Source organism: Collimonas sp. PA-H2 (assembly GCF_002564105.1).
GTDB lineage: Bacteria > Pseudomonadota > Gammaproteobacteria > Burkholderiales > Burkholderiaceae_D > Collimonas.
Genome location: NZ_PDBX01000001.1, coordinates 2,370,236 through 2,386,473, shown reverse-complemented (window position 1 = coordinate 2,386,473; position 16,238 = coordinate 2,370,236). Strand labels below are relative to the sequence as shown.

14 protein-coding genes and 1 tRNA gene are annotated in these 16,238 nt (G+C 61.0%); 12 read left to right on the top strand and 3 right to left on the bottom strand.

What is annotated here, in order from left to right; all coding sequences use genetic code 11:
* Positions 1–153 precede the first annotated feature (153 nt).
* Genes BCF11_RS10860 through BCF11_RS10850 form a run of 3 tightly spaced genes read left to right on the top strand, consistent with a single transcriptional unit; the run spans position 154 to position 1,967 of the window.
* Positions 154–624 carry a MaoC family dehydratase gene (locus tag BCF11_RS10860; RefSeq protein WP_098497437.1) on the top strand — a complete coding sequence of 157 codons (471 nt, stop codon included), beginning with the start codon at positions 154–156 and terminating at the stop codon, positions 622–624.
* A gap of 41 nt (positions 625–665) precedes the next feature.
* Positions 666–1,076 (top strand): VOC family protein, encoded by a 411-nt coding sequence (locus tag BCF11_RS10855; RefSeq protein ID WP_098494754.1) that lies wholly within the window; start codon positions 666–668, stop codon positions 1,074–1,076.
* A 9-nt stretch (positions 1,077–1,085) separates the two neighbouring features.
* Positions 1,086–1,967: a CPBP family intramembrane glutamic endopeptidase gene (locus BCF11_RS10850; protein ID WP_098494753.1), complete on the top strand. Its 882-nt coding sequence runs from the start codon at positions 1,086–1,088 to the stop codon at positions 1,965–1,967.
* A 21-nt stretch (positions 1,968–1,988) separates the two neighbouring features.
* Here BCF11_RS10850 and BCF11_RS10845 read toward each other — a convergent pair whose 3' ends face one another.
* Positions 1,989–3,389 (bottom strand): DUF3999 domain-containing protein, encoded by a 1,401-nt coding sequence (locus BCF11_RS10845; RefSeq protein ID WP_098494752.1) that lies wholly within the window; start codon positions 3,387–3,389, stop codon positions 1,989–1,991.
* The gene (locus BCF11_RS10840) at positions 3,386–6,277 is read right to left on the bottom strand and encodes a DUF2339 domain-containing protein (RefSeq protein ID WP_098497436.1); all 2,892 of its coding nucleotides are present in this window, start codon (positions 6,275–6,277) and stop codon (positions 3,386–3,388) included. The genes BCF11_RS10845 and BCF11_RS10840 overlap by 4 nt, the downstream gene beginning before the upstream one ends.
* A gap of 167 nt (positions 6,278–6,444) precedes the next feature.
* On the opposite strand from BCF11_RS10840, the gene BCF11_RS10835 reads away from it, so the two are divergent.
* Positions 6,445–7,257, top strand: coding sequence for a nucleotidyltransferase domain-containing protein (locus BCF11_RS10835; protein ID WP_098494751.1), 813 nt, complete (start codon positions 6,445–6,447; stop codon positions 7,255–7,257).
* 18 nt (positions 7,258–7,275) lie between these two features.
* Here BCF11_RS10835 and rtcR read toward each other — a convergent pair whose 3' ends face one another.
* On the bottom strand, positions 7,276–8,886 hold the full coding sequence (rtcR, locus tag BCF11_RS10830) for an RNA repair transcriptional activator RtcR (RefSeq protein ID WP_098494750.1): 1,611 nt from the start codon (positions 8,884–8,886) through the stop codon (positions 7,276–7,278).
* Positions 8,887–9,148: 262 nt separating this feature from the next.
* On the opposite strand from rtcR, the gene BCF11_RS10825 reads away from it, so the two are divergent.
* The 8 genes from BCF11_RS10825 to BCF11_RS10795 all read left to right on the top strand — a co-directional run bounded on the left by BCF11_RS10825 (position 9,149) and on the right by BCF11_RS10795 (position 16,230).
* Positions 9,149–10,702, top strand: a complete 1,554-nt coding sequence (locus tag BCF11_RS10825; RefSeq protein ID WP_098497435.1) for a TROVE domain-containing protein — start codon at positions 9,149–9,151, stop codon at positions 10,700–10,702.
* 52 nt (positions 10,703–10,754) lie between these two features.
* Entirely contained in the window at positions 10,755–10,982 is a 228-nt protein-coding gene (locus tag BCF11_RS27550) for a hypothetical protein (protein WP_143751307.1), read from the top strand.
* A gap of 319 nt (positions 10,983–11,301) precedes the next feature.
* A complete protein-coding gene (locus BCF11_RS10820) occupies positions 11,302–12,537 on the top strand; it encodes an RtcB family protein (protein WP_098494749.1) in 1,236 nt (411 codons plus the stop codon).
* Between the two features lie 81 nt (positions 12,538–12,618).
* The gene (rtcA, locus tag BCF11_RS10815) at positions 12,619–13,638 is read left to right on the top strand and encodes an RNA 3'-terminal phosphate cyclase (protein WP_098494748.1); all 1,020 of its coding nucleotides are present in this window, start codon (positions 12,619–12,621) and stop codon (positions 13,636–13,638) included.
* 105 nt (positions 13,639–13,743) lie between these two features.
* A tRNA-His gene (locus BCF11_RS10810) sits at positions 13,744–13,819 on the top strand.
* 89 nt (positions 13,820–13,908) lie between these two features.
* Positions 13,909–14,481 carry an HNH endonuclease gene (locus BCF11_RS10805; RefSeq protein ID WP_098497434.1) on the top strand — a complete coding sequence of 191 codons (573 nt, stop codon included), beginning with the start codon at positions 13,909–13,911 and terminating at the stop codon, positions 14,479–14,481.
* A gap of 361 nt (positions 14,482–14,842) precedes the next feature.
* Entirely contained in the window at positions 14,843–16,051 is a 1,209-nt protein-coding gene (locus tag BCF11_RS10800) for an RtcB family protein (protein ID WP_098494747.1), read from the top strand.
* A 2-nt stretch (positions 16,052–16,053) separates the two neighbouring features.
* Positions 16,054–16,230, top strand: a complete 177-nt coding sequence (locus BCF11_RS10795; RefSeq protein ID WP_233212438.1) for a hypothetical protein — start codon at positions 16,054–16,056, stop codon at positions 16,228–16,230.
* The last annotated feature ends 8 nt before the right edge of the window (positions 16,231–16,238 follow it).

The window sequence follows — 16,238 nt, the reverse complement described above, 5'->3', positions numbered from 1 at the left end:
CGGCTGCATCTTTATCCGCAATCATGATTTCACTGTAGGCGCGATGTAAGATTGAATCTGTACGGTAGCGCACATTCAGGCAACGTTTCTCCGGCATCGGCCTGCCAGGGAAAACAAATGCCGCAAGCTTTGAACAAACCCGAGGAAGCCGTCATGAACCAACCTAGCAGTCCCCCGCAACCCGCGCTGTACCTGGACGACCTCACGGTCGGCGCACTGTTCGTCAGCGGCGAGCACGCCATGGACGAGCAGCAGATCCTGGCGTTTGCGCAGCAGTTCGACCCGCAGCCCTTCCATCTCAGCGACGCTGCCGCCAGAGAAACCCTGTTTGGCGGACTGGCCGCCAGCGGCTGGCACACCGCCGCCATCACCATGCGCCTGCTGGTCACCAGCGGCATGCCGCTGCAGGGCGGCATCATCGGTTCTGGCGGAGAACTGAGCTGGCCGCGCCCCACCCGCGCCAGCGATATCCTGCATGTGGAAAGCGAAGTGCTGGAAGTGACGCCCTCGCGTTCGCGGCCGGACCGGGGCATGGTGAAGCTGCGCAGCGAGACCCGCAACCAGCACGGAGAAATCGTCCAGCTGTTCGTCTCCAAGCTGGTGGTGTCGCGCAAGACGCAATAAACCCTGCCAGACTACAAGCAAGATCTTTAAGTGAAGCCAAGATGATACATATCCGTGAAATCGACCACCTGGTATTGCGCGTAAGCGACCTCGGCAAGATGCTACATTTTTACTGCGATGTGCTGGGCTGCAGCGTCGAGCGGCGGCAGGAAGAAATCGGCCTGGTGCAGCTGCGCGCCGGCAATTCGCTGCTCGACCTGGTGCCGGTCAGCGGCAAGCTCGGCAGCGCCGGCGGCGCCGCGCCGGGCAAAGAGGGACGCAATCTCGATCATTTCTGCTTCCGCGTCGAACCCTTCGACGAAGCCGTCATCCGCAGCCATCTGCTGGCGCACCGGGTCGATGCCGGTCCGCTGGCTTCCAGGAATGGCGCCGAAGGCGAAGGGCCGTCGATCTATATCAGCGATCCGGAAGGTAACGTGGTGGAGCTGAAGGGGCCGCCGGCGGTTTCCTGACGCCCAGCCATGGCTATTTCCGGATTGACCGCCCTTACCTTTATCCTGCTTGCTGCGGCGATCTGCGCAGTCTGGCTGCCGGCGGTCCGCATCGGCCAGCGCATGACGCCGCCCTGGACCATGCTGTTCATCGCCGCTGCCGGCTGCGGCCTGGCCGCGGGCGTCCTCAATGCCTGGTCGGCGGCAGCGCTGGCGATTTTTTGCGGCCTTGCCTATCTCGCGTCGAGCGCCAGGCAAGCGTCGCTTCCCCGCATCCTGCTGACGAGCGCCGCGGCGCTCGTGGCGCTGGCGTTGGCCTTGCACCGTCTGCCGGGATTCAACAATCCGCTGCTGATTTCCGCTCTGACGCTGTCAGCCGGCGCCGCGCCGTTCAGCCAGTATGCAAACTTCGACAAGGGCGCCGCCGGCCTGGTGCTGCTGGCATTGCTGTGCCGCCGCGCGGATTCCGCCGTGGCCTGGCGCGATCTGTTGAAAAAGACCTGGCCGGTAGCGCTGGCGACCGCAATCGCGGTGCTGGGAGCGGCGACCTGGGTCGGCTATATCAAAGCGGATTTCAAGCTAAGCCAGACCACGGCGCTGTTCCTGGCAACCAATCTGTTCTTTACAGTGGTGGCGGAAGAAGCTTTTTTCCGCGGCCTGCTGCAAGACCGCCTGGCTGCGTCGCTGGCGCGCTTTCGCTATGGTCCGATAGCGGCGCTGATCTGCTCCGCCTTGCTGTTCGGCGCAGCGCATGCAGCCGGCGGCGGCGTTTATGTCTTGCTGGCGGCCATCGCCGGCTTCGGTTATGCCTACGCTTATTACGCCACGCAGCGTATCGAAGCCCCCATCATCGTCCATATCGCGGTCAATGCCGTGCACTTCATCGGCTTCACTTATCCGCATCTGCGCTGAGCCAGACAAGAAACTGCAAGATCATTGCTCTCCGGCTGGTCCCTTGTCATTCTGCTTGAGCAGCACCCAGGCCATCGCTGCCAGCGCCAGGACGGCCGTCAGTAATACGCCCCATAGCGCAAGATTGCGGGCCGGCACGCCGTCGCGGCTGGCGGTAGCCTGCACCACCGCAGCAGCGCTATTGACCGTCGCCAGCGGCAAGCTGTTTTCTTGCGCCACCCTATAGCCAGGCAGCAGGCTTTGCATCGGCAAGTAGGGACTGGCGGCATTGGCCAGGCCCGCCGCCAGGGTAAACGGCGGCGGGCCGCTGACCAGCGCCACGATCTGGGCAGGTTCGAACTCCAGGGTAATATCCGGCGCCGCGCTGAACCCGGCGCTCTTCTTGTCGGCTTCGACCTTGATTTCACGGAACGCCGTCGGCGGCAATTCGAGCGCCGCGCTATCCTGCACTTTGCCGGCCGTCTGCAAATGATAAATGACGCCGGCAGTGAGCGAAGTCCATGGCTGGCCGGGGTCGTTACGGCCCAGCACCCGCACCGGGATCAGGAAATTGTTCCCCGCTGCCTTGATCTTCAGCGCCGCCAGCGGCGTTGCAAAGGGCAGGGCAAAACGCAGCTCATACGGATTGAGCAGCTGCGGCGCCGCCAGGGCAGCGCTGACCCTGGGCGCGCTGCCGACGCCGCGCGCGGTAGTCAGGGTGGCGCTGCGCATGGTCACCGGCGCCACATGTCCGCCGGCGTCGGTCCAGCTTACGCGGAGATACTGGTCCTTGAGACTGGCGCCCGGCAACTCCACATGGTCGGCGCCCAGATGGTCGGCGCCGGCATCGGCACGATACAAAACGGTTTCCGCCAGCGGCCGCCAGCCTTTCAAATCGGCGCTGGCCTGCACAATAAAGGTAATCGGCTGGGCATCCGGCAAGTCGACATCCAGCACCATATCCACCACCGGATCGGCGATGGCGCGGGTATCCAGCAAGGCGCCCAGCACTTTTCCGGACTGCTGGCCGGCAGCGGCGCCGCCGCTATCGATTTGCACCACGCGCTTGCCTTGCTGCTCCTCGATGCGCAATGAGGAAGCGGAGAGATCCTTGGCATCCGGCGCGCCCATGACCGGCAATGACGGCAGTACCAGCTTACGATTTTCAGTTTGCCGCAGGCTGGCGCTATCCGACCAGGCCATAGAGAGCGGCTGGCCTTGGCCATTGAAGATGCGCAAGTCGCTCATGCCGCCGCTTTGCAGATTCGCCAGTACCTGCGCCGGCAGCAGCAGGCGCTGTAACGAGGCATCGCCGTTGAAGTGCACCGGCAGGCGTAGCGTATAGGATTGCATTACGTTCGGATCGCTTGCCGGCCATGCCGCCAGCGGCGTCGCCAGAACGCAGGCGACGGCCAGCCGGCGCAAACCTGGAAAATGTCTCATGCTTGCTTGTTCTCCACAGGGTTAAGATCCGGGACCGCGGCTTTTGGCGGCAGCGGAGCGAAATAACCGACCACCAGCATCAGGACGCCGACGGCGATAAAGGTAATGATGCGTTCGGCGCCGCCGGCATTCGACAAATCGACCAGCAGCAGTTTGACCACTACCAGCCCCAGCAGGCCGGCGCCGGTCAGCCACAAGGCGCGCTGTACACGCCGGTGCGCCAGCAGCATCAGGCCGAGCGCCAGCAAAGTCCAAAGGATGGCAAAACCGGTCTGCACCACGAAACTGTCGAACAAGGCCGGGCCATCCCAGCGGACGCCGAAAAAATGGTGGGCGATGCGCAGCCAGACCGTGTTGAGCGCGATAAAGGCCAGCGCCGCCAGCGCCAGCAGCGTCTCTCTGCGCGCCACCCAGGCTGCGGCGGCCGGCAGGGGCTGCGCCGCACTCACCGCGCGGCGCCACAAGAGCAAGGCGCCCAGGGCCAGCGCCAGCGCAAGGTCGGTAGGATTGAGCAAGGGAATATACGGCAGCGGCTCGGTATGCCCGGATGACAGCAAGGCCATCAGCAAGGCCCCGGCAAACACCAGCAGCACCAGCGGCATGGCTGCATGCCAGTAATAAGCCACCGCATGCGGATTGCGCGGCCAGCCGGATTCCGCCAGCGGCGCCGGCCGGTTGGCCTTGCCCGCCCACAGCGACAGCAGCAGCAAGATGGCGATGGCGCTGACCAGTAGCACGACGCTGGCCCACGAGGTTTGCCAGAGATGAGCGCGGGCGATCCAGAACCACAGGCAATCCGCCAGCAGCAGCGTCAGCAGCCAGACGCCGCCGACGTGCGTGGCGCGATTGAAGCGCAGCAGCCCGCTGCCGGCGCCGGCATCGCTATCGTTCTTGTACAGCAGCCAGAAGTGCAAAACCAGCGCCGCCAGCCAGATGGCCCAGGCCGGCGTAGCGAGGACGCGGAAATCGGATAATTCCTGGGCGACGAACACAAGCACCAGCGGCAACAGGGTAAGGCGGCTCGGCCAGGTAGCGACCGCCCAGCCGCTCTTGCGCCCCAGCAGCGACCACAGCCAGGCGCTCGCCACCAGCGCCAGCATGGTCAGCAACTGTTGCGTGCCGGCGCTGAACAAGGGCAGCGCTGCCATGCCGGCTTCGCTGCCGGGCAGGCTGCGCCATGCTTCCAGAATCCAGGCCAGGCACCAGAACACGAAGCCATACAGATAGACCGGCTGAGCCAGCAATGCCTCTGCTTTCACATACGACCTGGCCCAGGCCGAATCGCTGTGCGGAAGCGCAGCGCGCAACCACCAGGCGATAGCCAGCGCCGGCAGTGCGATGAACATGGCGCCGATGAACATCGGGTTGGCCAGCGGCCAGGCTGCCACATTGTCATCGAGCGCCATCAGGAAGGCGCCGCCGGCCACCACCTGCAACAGCAGGCCAAAGGCGCGCGGCATCCAGCGCGCCTGGCGCATGCCGACCCAGAATGCAGCGGCGCCTTCCAGCGCCCATACTGCCGAAGTCCAGCGCACATCCAGCGCCAACGGCACCGCCAGCGTCACAAAACCGACGCCGATGGCCAGCATGGATTCAATCATCAGACGGTAGTTCTGCTGCCCACGCCGCATCAGCACGGCGGCCAGCAGCAGATACAAGGCGGCGAAGCCAAGCGCCGAGAACGCGCTGCCCAGCTTGAACTGGCTGGCCAGGCCGACTTGCAGGCCAAAGCCGATCAGCGCGGTGCCGAACATCAAGGTGCTGTCCACCGCATTCCCGAGCCTGGTGGGGGTATTGCGGGCATACAGGATCGCCGCTGTCACGTAGATCAGCACGAACAGAATCAGGAACAGTTGCGAGCTCAAGTACAGCGCTGGATCGTACTTCAGCACGCCCCAGGTAGTGGCGACGCCGAAAGTGGCGACGAATCCCACCATATTCAAAACCCGCCACGAGCGCTTATAAGCAATGAACAAGATCGCCAGGTTCAACACCGTGTAATAGCTGAACAAGCCGACGCTGCTGCCGCCTCCCGTCGACAACAGCAGCGGCACCGCAAAGCCGCCAGCAAACGCCGCCACCGCCAGTCCGCGCGCATCCTGCAACAGCGCCAACGCACAGCTAAGCGCGCACACCACGATCATCAGGCCGAAAGCCGGCAAAGGCGGCAGCAGGCTGAACAGACGGAAAGCGGCAAACACCGTCAGATAGATCACCGCCACGCCGCCGCCCTGCAGCGCCAGCGCAAACGCCGGCTTGACCCGGCGCTTGCCAAAACCCAGCGCCAGCAACGCAATCCCGGCCACGGCAACCGCCGCCAGCCGCAATTCCACCGGAAACAAGCCGGCAGAGGCGGCGTAACTGGCCAGGAAGGACAGGCCGATGAACAGAATCACCAAGCCGACACGGACGATGGTATTGCCGCCGAGGAGCCAGTTCTTGGCAGCGGCGACAGCCAGATCCAGCGGGTTGGGTTGCACCGGGACAGGAGACGGTTTGTGCGCTGCGGGCGCCGGTGGCGGTGCCTGTATCCTCGGCGAGGTATCCGGCGGGGGTGTGCCGGCCGACATGGCTGGCATCGCTGGAGGCGCTGCCGGATAGGCGGGAGCACTAACCGCGGCCGCCTGGTCCACGGCAGGCTTGGCGCCCGGATTCAAATTGGACGCCGGCGCACTGCCATTCAGGTTTGGCTGACTCTTCAGCCATTCTTGCATCTGCTTGCGCAGCTTTTCATTGCCGGCAGCGATTTCTCCCCGGACCGCATAACGCAAGCCCAGGCCGGCCACGAGGCCGAGCACCCCGCCGGCAAATACGCCGACATCGCCATACCCGGAGTTAGGCCACAACCAGCCCAGCACCCCACCACAAAGAATTCCCCATAGGATCATATAGTCAGCTCGCTGGTTGTAATTGGCCCTGGTATTGTCTGCCAAGTAACTTACCTATGCAATGGCCGTAGACTGTGTACTCCAGACGCGCGATTTCACGATTTGCCCGGCACAGTCATTTGTCCTGGTCTGCGCATTAGGCTAAGCTGAACGATTTTATCCGCGCCATGTCCGCCACCTACGATTACGACACCGAACACCCCATAGATCCCGATGTGCGCATCCAGATCAACGCCACGCTCGCTCAAGTTGAAACGGAGCACGCGGTGAAAATCCTGTTCGCCTGCGAATCGGGCAGCCGCGGCTGGGGTTTTGCCTCGCCCGACAGCGACTACGACGTACGCTTCATCTATATCCACCAGCCGGACTGGTACCTGACCGTGTTTCCAGGCCGGGACGTGATCGAACTGCCGATCAGCGAAGTCTACGACGTCAGCGGCTGGGACCTGCGCAAAACGCTCGGGCTGCTGCGCAACGGCAACGCCACGCTGGTGGAATGGTTGTCTTCGCCAGTCGTCTACCACGCCGATCCTGCATTCCTGAGCACGATCCGGGCGGTAGCCGAGCAGGTCAGCCGGCCGGACCGCTCTTTCCATCACTACCTGCACATGGCCAAGAAAAACTACCGCGAATATCTGCAGGGGGAGATGGTGCGGCTGAAGAAATATTTATACGTGCTGCGACCTTTGCTCGCCTGCATCTGGATAGAACAGCGCCGCGGCGCGGTGCCGATGCGTTTCCAGGACCTGGTCGACGCTATCATCAGCGACGCCGCGCTCAAGAATGCCATTGCAGAACTGCTGGTCATCAAGCGGCGGGCGAAAGAATCCGAACATGCGCCAGCCATGCCGCTGATCAACCAGTTCATTGAACATGCGCTGCAGCGTTTCAGCCACGATTCCCCGCCGCTGCAGCCGGAACAGCAGGATTTCTCGGTGCTGGACCGCCTGTTGCGCGATACGGTGCTGGCCCCGCGATAGCACCGGCGCGGCGAATGCCTATCTGCCAGCCACCGCCTCCCAGCCCAGTCCGAACTTGGCCAGGTATTTTTTGAGCCGGTCCGCATCGTTCGGCTTTTCTTTCGCGCTGCGCGATGCGGCAAACAGCTTGCGGCCGGCATCCGACATCGATTTCGAGCGGCGGCAGATATCGATCACCGCTTGCAGCTGCATGACGTCGAACAAATCCATCTGTTCTATCTGAGCGCGTTCCAGCACTTCGCCGAGATCGACAGCGCCGGCCGCTGCCGGCTGCTCGGCGTAGGGACGCCATAGCCGCTGCAAGCGTCGGATCTCATCCGCTGCGATGGCGTCGGTAATGCGGCCGGCGTCGGCCAGGGTCGCCATGCGCGTCACCGATGCCGACAGATCCCGGAAATTCCCCATCCACAAGGCATCCGGCGACATGGCGAAGCGCATGTAAACATCGCGCGCCTCCTTGTTGAGCCTGACCATCTGGCCATTCTCGGCGCTGAACTGCGCCAGCAGGTAGTCGATGTTCGGCTCTACGTCTTCGGAGCGGTCCACCAGTCCCGGCAATTCATAAGTCCACAAATTGATGCGCGCATACAGGTCCTCGCGGAAGCGGCCAGCCACCACCTCGCGCGACAGATCGCGGTTGGTGCCGGCGATCAGCTGGAAATCGCTTTTCACCTCGTTATCGCCGCCGACCGGCAGGAAGCGTTTTTCCTCGATCGCCTTCAGCAGCATGGCCTGCTCGTCGAGACCGAGTTCACCGATTTCATCCAGGAACAGCAAACCCTTGTGCGCGCTGCGCAGCAAACCGGGACGGTCCGCCGCGGCGCCGGTGAAGGCACCCTTGATGTGGCCGAACAGGGTCGAGCCGGCGCCATCGCCATGCAGCGTCGCGCAATTCAGTTCGACGAATTTGCCGTCCAACTGGTGGCGCGCCTTCTTCAGCTCGAACACGCGCCGTGCCAGAAACGATTTGCCGGCGCCGGTCGGCCCCATCAGCAGCATGGGCGCCTTCGATTTGATGGCAACCCGCTCGATTTCATCGATCATCGTATTGAAGCGCGCATTGCGGGTGGCGATGCCCGACTTCAGAAAGGCCACGCCTTCTTCCTGCTCGCGCGAGAAGCGCTGCGCGATCTGGTCGTAGCGGGAAAGGTCGAGATCGATCAGCGTATAGCTGCCGGGATCGCCGACGGTCTGCCTGCGCGACGGCGACGACTGCAGCAGGCGCCCCGGGAAGTAGTGCGCTTCGGTCATCAGGAACATGCAGATCTGCACTACGTGCGAGCCGGTGGTGATGTGTATCCAGTATTCCTCGTTGTCGATATCGAAGGGATAGCTCTTGGCGAAGTCGAACACGCTGCCGTAGACATCTTCAAAATCCCAGGGATCGACGATCGGCAGCTGGCGCGGGATCACCTCGGTTTCCGGCGAGACCGACGCAATATCGCGCTGCACCTGATGCACCAGGCTTTCATACTTGCCGCTGTACAGCAGCTCGAAGCGCTCCACCACCATCTCTTCATGCTGGGTCAGCGCCACCGTCGGCCGCCATTTTTCCCAGCGGCCGCTACCTGAGCCCTTATCGAGCTGGGTGCCGACGAAGCCGATGACGACGATGCGCTTCTTTTTCATATATTGGATAAATTCTTATCTAAAAAGATAATTTATCACAAAAGCCAATTCTCACGCAAACTCTTCCCGTCTCCGCCAGATCGTTAAAAATCTCTTTTAAATCAATTGACTAACATTAAATCCAGGCCTCGTAGATGCGACTGGCACAGTCGTTGCAATAAAGGAGATATGGAAGCGGCAGATAAATAGAAATTGCCGCAGCAACAGACGACGCGAACAAGCCCTGAGCTGCTCAACGCAATCAACAAAAGAGGAAATGAAAATGGCGAATACCCAATTGTTCCAAAGCCCGAAAGGCAAATTCCTGCCGCAAGCGAATGCAGTCAATGCCGCCGGCGCCGCGGCCTATGCAATGTCGCCGCGCCATCAACTGGCCCAGTACGCCGCTACCGGCTGCCTGAATGCGACCTTTTACACCAGCGCCGAGACACAGCTGGAAACGGTCTTGGACCTGTGCCAGGACATCGATGCATGCTTCATTGCGCAGACCGCCGTGTATTGCCGCGAACGCGGCTACATGAAGGACATGCCGGCGCTGTTGACGGCCATCCTGGCCGCCAAAGGAGCGCCCGAGCTGGCGCGCACTTTCAAGCGCGTGATCGATAACGGCAAGATGCTGCGGAATTTTGTGCAGATCCTGCGTTCCGGCGCTGTCGGCCGCAAATCGCTGGGCACTCGCCCGAAGAAACTGGTGCAAGCGTGGCTGAATCAAGCCTCGGAACAAGAATTGCTGGCGGCTGCGGTTGGCAATGCGCCATCGCTGGCCGACGTGGTGAAGATGGTACATCCCAAGCCGGTGGAAGCCTGGCGCGAAGCTTTTTTCGCATGGCTGATCGGCAAGGCCTATGACGCTGAGGCGCTGCCGCCTTTATTGAAAGCATTCGAAGCCTACAAGGCCGACCGCACGCAAGCTTTGCCGAATGTTCCGTTCCAGATGCTGACAGCGCTGGAACTGACAGATGTTGCATGGGCACAGATTGCGCGCCAGGCCGGATGGCAGATGCTGCGCATGAACCTGAATACGTTTGCGCGCCACGGCGTGTATGCGCTGCCGGGCATGACAGCAATCGTGGCGGAAAAGCTGCGCGACGCCAAGGCAATAGCCAAGGCCCGGGTGTTTCCGTATCAGTTGATGGCCGCCCGCGGAGCGGTGAATGAAGAGGTTCCAGTGGAAATTATTGAAGCATTACAGGACGCGATGGAAATTGCGCTGAACAACGTCCCGGAAATTGCTGGAAAAGTGGTGGTTTGTCCTGACGTATCGGGTTCCATGCAGTCGCCCGCGACCGGTTACCGCGGTTCTGCTACATCGGCGATCCGTTGCATCGATATTGCGGCCTTGATGGCTGCCGCAATGTTGCGCAAGAATCCGGACAGCGTCGTGCTGCCGTTTGAAGTTGATGTAGTCGCCTGCAAACTGAATCCGCGCGATTCGGTGATGACAAATGCCAGCAAGCTGGCGGCCATCCGCGGCGGCGGCACCAATTGCAGCGCACCGCTGGCACGGCTGAACAAGGACAAGACGAAGGCCGATCTGGTGATTTTCGTGTCGGACAACGAATCCTGGGTCGATGCGGCGCGGCGCGGTGCAACGGCAACGATGCGCGAATGGGAAACATTCAAGCAGCGCAACCCGAACGCCAGACTGGTGTGCATCGATGTCACGCCATACGGCACGACGCAGGCGGCTGAACGGGAAGACATCTTGAACATCGGCGGCTTTTCTGACGATGTATTCCAGATTGTCGCCGACTTTGCCGCCGGCCAGCTAAGCGCAGCGCAGTGGGTGGGTGAAATTCAATCCATCGCCATTTGATAGTTTGGTACGCTCTCTCTTGATACAGAGAGCGCTGATAAAGGAGCTAGCCGTGAGCTGGATCATCAGGATCAGCAGTACAGGTTTTGAGCGCAATATGAATGCCGGTGTGATTACATCCGATAAATGTCTCGTCACATCGACCTCTTGTCATACTATCGCTCAATGGTGCGTGTCCCCGAATGCAGGCAAGACTACATTCAGAATAGCCGGTGCGAATCCGGCCTGCCAGGCTGAACAGCTTTGGCAGAATGTCTTGTCAACTCTTGTCGGGATTTAAAGACGCGCAGTAGCAGGTTTTAGGCGAATGCTGGTGGAACTACATCATTCAAGCTGGGGAGATACGGGTTCAAATCCCGTCGGCGGCAAAGCAGCGCCGCCGTAGCTCAACTGGAAGAGCGCCGTGCGGGCAACCGCACACCGTTTCACCACCCCTTGTCGCCGACTTTTTTTGATGAATGCCGATGGAATTACATGGATAGAGCAGCGAAGCTTGCTTCGAAGGTCCCCGGTTCAAGCCCCGGGTCGGCGCCAGCCGATAGCTCAGTAAAACATTTCATCATCACTTGTCATCCCCTTGTTTTTAAAAGAAGAAGATCATGAAACACGAAGAATACGATGTAATGAATGTCGAAGGCGGAAGCCACGTCAAGATGTGGACCCGCGGCGTACCGGTGGAAGACGGAGCCCGCAAGCAGTTGAGCAACACCGCGAAGCTGCCGTTTATCTATAAGCACCTGGCCGTGATGCCTGACGTCCACGTCGGCAAGGGTTCCACCATCGGCAGCGTGATTCCCACGCTGGGTGCGGTTATCCCGGCGGCGGTGGGGGTGGATATCGGTTGCGGCATGATGGCGGCCAAGACCACCTTGAATGCGCGCGACCTGCCCGACAATCTCCACCCGTTGCGCAGCGCCATCGAAAAAGCCATTCCGCACGGAATGTCGCCGAAGACGCGCGGTTTCAAGGGACGCGACAAAGGTTCATGGGAAACCCCGCCGACGCCGGTGGACGCCGCCTGGGCGCAGCTGAAGGGTGAATTCGACCTGGTTTGCCTGAAGACGCCAAAGTTGAAGAATACGAATAACTATCGGCACCTGGGAACGTTGGGATCCGGCAACCACTTCGTTGAAGTCTGCCTTGATGAAAGCAACGCCGTCTGGTTCATGCTGCACTCCGGTTCGCGTGGCGTGGGTAACGCCATCGGTTCGCATTTCATCGAACTGGCCAAGCAGGATATGCGTACCCATTTCATCAACCTGCCGGACCAGGACCTGGCGTATTTGCCGGAAGGTACGCAGCACTATGACGACTATATCCAAGCAGTGAGCTGGGCGCAGAAATTCGCGCGCATGAACCGGGAAGTGATGATGCAAAACCTGATTGCAGCAGTACGCACAGTCATCAGCAAGCCTTTCGAGACGCACGTGGAAGCGGTGAATTGCCACCACAACTATGTGCAGAAGGAAAATCACTTCGGCAAGGATGTGCTGATAACCCGTAAAGGTGCGGTATCGGCGCGCGCAGGCGAGTTGGGAATCATTCCGGGTTCGATGGGGGCAAAAAGCTTCATCGTCCGCGGTAAAGGCGATGCCGACAGTTTCCATAGCTGCAGCCACGGCGCCGGCCGCACCATGAGCCGTACCGAGGCCAAGAAGCGTTTCACGCTGGACGACCAGATCAAGGCGACGCAAGGCGTGGAATGCCGTAAGGATGCCGATGTCATCGACGAAATCCCGATGGCTTACAAGGATATCGATGCGGTGATGGAAGCGCAGCGCGCCCTGGTGGAAGTGGTGCATACCCTGAAGCAGGTGGTATGCGTGAAAGGCTAAGCGCCGGCTTTCCCTGAAACAGGCCATGGTCCCGAACGGGGCCATGACCGCAATGACGATAACAATAAAGAATAGAAGAACATGATTGAACTAGATGGAGCAACAGGGGAAGGCGGCGGCCAGGTATTGCGGACCGCGCTGACCTTGTCGATGATTACCGGACAGCCGTTCCGGATTGTGAATATCCGGGCCAACCGGCCCAAGCCTGGCTTGATGCGGCAGCATCTGGTGGCGGTACAAGCCGCCGCCGAGATCAGCAATGCCGATATCGGTTCGGCGGCGGTAGGCGCGCAGACGCTGCAATTCATCCCGGGCAAGATCAAGGGCGGCGCCTACCAGTTTGCCATCGGCACCGCAGGCAGCTGCACCCTGGTGCTGCAAACCTTGCTGCCGGCCTTGCTGTATGCGGATGCGCCATCGGTGGTGAAGATCAGCGGCGGCACCCATAACTCGATGGCGCCGCCAGCCCATTTCCTGCAGCGCGCATACGGCCGCGTGCTGGCGGCCATGGGCGCGAATCTGGAAATCGAACTGAAACGCTTTGGCTTTTATCCCGCCGGCGGCGGCGAGATCGAGGCGAAAGTGTCGCCATGCCGGCAGTTGCAGCCGCTGGAACTGATGAGCCGCGGCGAACGCGTCGCCGGTTATGCCGAAAGTTTCATCGCCGGCGTGCCGGCCGACGTCGCCAAGCGCGAGCTGGCTTGCGTCAAGACCGCGATGGGCTGGGACGATGCGCAACTGGCGATCCGCGGCTTGCCGCATGACCAGGGGCCGGGCAACGCCTTGCTGGTGACGCTGGAATCGCAGCATGTGACAGAAGTGTTTTGTGCGTTCGGCGAGAAAATGGTGCGCTCCGAAGCGGTTGCAAAAAAGGCAATTTCGCAGGTGCGGCAGTATATTGCCTCCGGCGCCGCGGTCGGCGAGCACCTGGCCGACCAGATCATGCTGCCGCTGGCGCTGGCGGGCAGCGGCCGGTTTACGGTCGATTGCGTGTCGCAGCATGCGCTCACCAATGCCGAAGTCATCGAACAATTCTTGCCGGTAAGGATCACGTTTGAAGAACAAGGGCTGTCCAGCGTCTGCGAAATTGCAACCAAATGAAACAGGAATAAAGCGGCGCAGGGACAAATCCCTGCGCCGGTTGCAGCAATACTTACCAGCCGCCTCTTTCCAAACAGGCCGGCGCACCCAATATAGATCTCAATGGTGGCTTTAGCTTAACTGGCAAAGCACGCGGCTGTGACCCGCGACGATATCGGATCATTCCCGATAGGCCACCCCACCAGTACCGTCCGTCTTCACGCTAAAAAGCAACAAACGAAGGACGAAATACAAAAATGCTGGTTATAATCAACCGCAAAGGTGATGCAAATGACGTCCCACATCCTGACCCTCGATATCGCGGGTAATCCGTTTGACTGGATTTCGCCGCAAGACGCTGTGCTCTATTACGCGAGCGGGAAGGTGGCTTGGGAAATCGGCGACGGCGACATCGTTTTCCGCGGTGGTTATTCCCGCGCCGGCATCCAGTCCCGCATCGCCGTCAAACCCATCATCGCCATCGCCGGCAGCGCCATCATGGCGCGCATGCTGCACATGGAACTGCCGCTAGGCCATCACAACGATCTGCTGTTCCGCCGCGACCGCTACACCTGCGCCTATTGCGGCGGCCGTTTCCCGCACAATGAACTGTCGCGCGACCACGTGCTGGCGCGCTCGCGCGGCGGCAAGGATACCTGGACCAATTGCGTCACCGCATGCAAGGACTGCAATCAGGAAAAGGGCAGCAAGGTGCTGGAGAGTTTCCGGCCGCTGCTGTATGTGCCGTACGTGCCATGCCGCGCCGAACATTATCTGCTGAGCGGCCGCAATGTCCTGGCCGACCAGCACGACTACCTGGCGGCGCGCTTGCCCAAGCACAGCCGCATGCGCGAACTCAACTAGTCCTGCTGGACATTCGAGCGCTGAGTTCGCCCCTTTGTTTCGTGCCAAAAACAACAGAATCGCACCGCGCGGCGGCGAATTGTTTGACACTGCGATTTCATCGGGTGCAGAATCGCAACTCAGTATTTTCGACTAACGCATTTTTACAGGAAAGGAACGGCCATGCCACGGACGGCTATCAACAATTCAAACGATAAATAGCCCCGTGCATGACTGCTCGGGGTCTGCGGCGATTTTGCCGCCCCGAGCCGGTCGTTCCAACCAGAACCCCGGTGAGGAAACTCGCCGGGGTTTTTGTTTTTTTGCGGGCACGGCATAGCCGGCCCGCGGCAAAGACGCCGGCATGACAGAGAACAACGTTATGCCAATCAAACAGAGCTTGCACAAGGGCCTGGTGCCCGTGCACATATTTACCGACGATATCGACCACAGCGCGCTTCAGCAATTGCTGAACATCGCCAGCCTCCCTATCGTCTATCCGCACGTAGCGGCCATGCCGGACGTCCACGCCGGCATAGGCGCCACCGTCGGCAGCGTGATTCCGACGCGCACCGCTATCATCCCGGCCGCGGTCGGGGTCGATATCGGCTGCGGCATGAACGCGGTACGCACCACGCTGACCGCCAGCCAGCTGCCCGACAACCTGGCGCGCCTGCGCAGCGCCATTGAAGCAGCGATTCCGGTCGGCTTCGAGCAGCATGAATGGGACAAGGTGCGCGGCTCGGCCCATGCGCGCGTCGGCCGTCCGCTGAACGACCGCCTGGACCGCATCGTCGCCAGGCACAAGGGCATCATGAAGATGCAGCACAAGTTCGCCCAGACCTGGATCTGCCAGATCGGCACGCTGGGCGGCGGCAACCACTTCATCGAAATCTGCCTGGATGAAGAACAACGGGTCTGGATCATGCTGCACTCCGGCTCACGCGGCATCGGCAACGTGATCGGCCGCTATTTCATCTCGGCTGCCAAAAAGGATATGGCGCGCAACCACATCAACCTGCCGAACAAGGACCTGTCCTACTTCAGCGAAGGATCGCCGCTGTTCGACGATTATGTCGATGCCGTCGACTGGGCGCAGGATTACGCCATGATCAACCGCCGCGAGATGATGCGGCGTGCGGTCGATGTGCTGAGCCAGCAGCTGCCGCCATTCAAGCTGGATGGCGAAGCGATCAACTGCCATCACAACTATGTGGCGCAGGAAATGCACGGCAATGAAAAGCTGTACATCACCCGCAAGGGTGCGATCTCGGCGCGCGAAGGCGAACTGGGCATCATTCCCGGCAGCATGGGCGCCAAGAGTTACATCGTGCGCGGCAAGGGCAATCCGGAATCGTTCTGCTCCTGCTCCCACGGCGCCGGACGGCGCATGAGCCGTAGCGAAGCCAAGCGCCGCTTCAACCGCTTCGACCTGGCCGAGCAGACCCAGGGCATCGAATGCCGCAAGGACGGCGGCGTGGTCGATGAGATTCCGGCGGCCTACAAGGATATCGACCAGGTGATGGCGCATCAGACCGACCTGGTCGAGGTGGTGCATACGCTGCGCCAGGTCATTTGCGTGAAAGGATGATCATGAAAGTAACGATTAAATTGCCGAAGCCGCGCAATCCGCTGGCGGCGCCGGCCAGGGCCAGAAAGGCTGGCGCGCATGCCTCGTACAATCCGGCGCGCAGGGTGCGGCGGATTGAAAAACAAAAGCTGAACCAGGCGCTGTCAGGCCGCAAGACCGAAGGAGACTACGATGCGTGAAGATATGT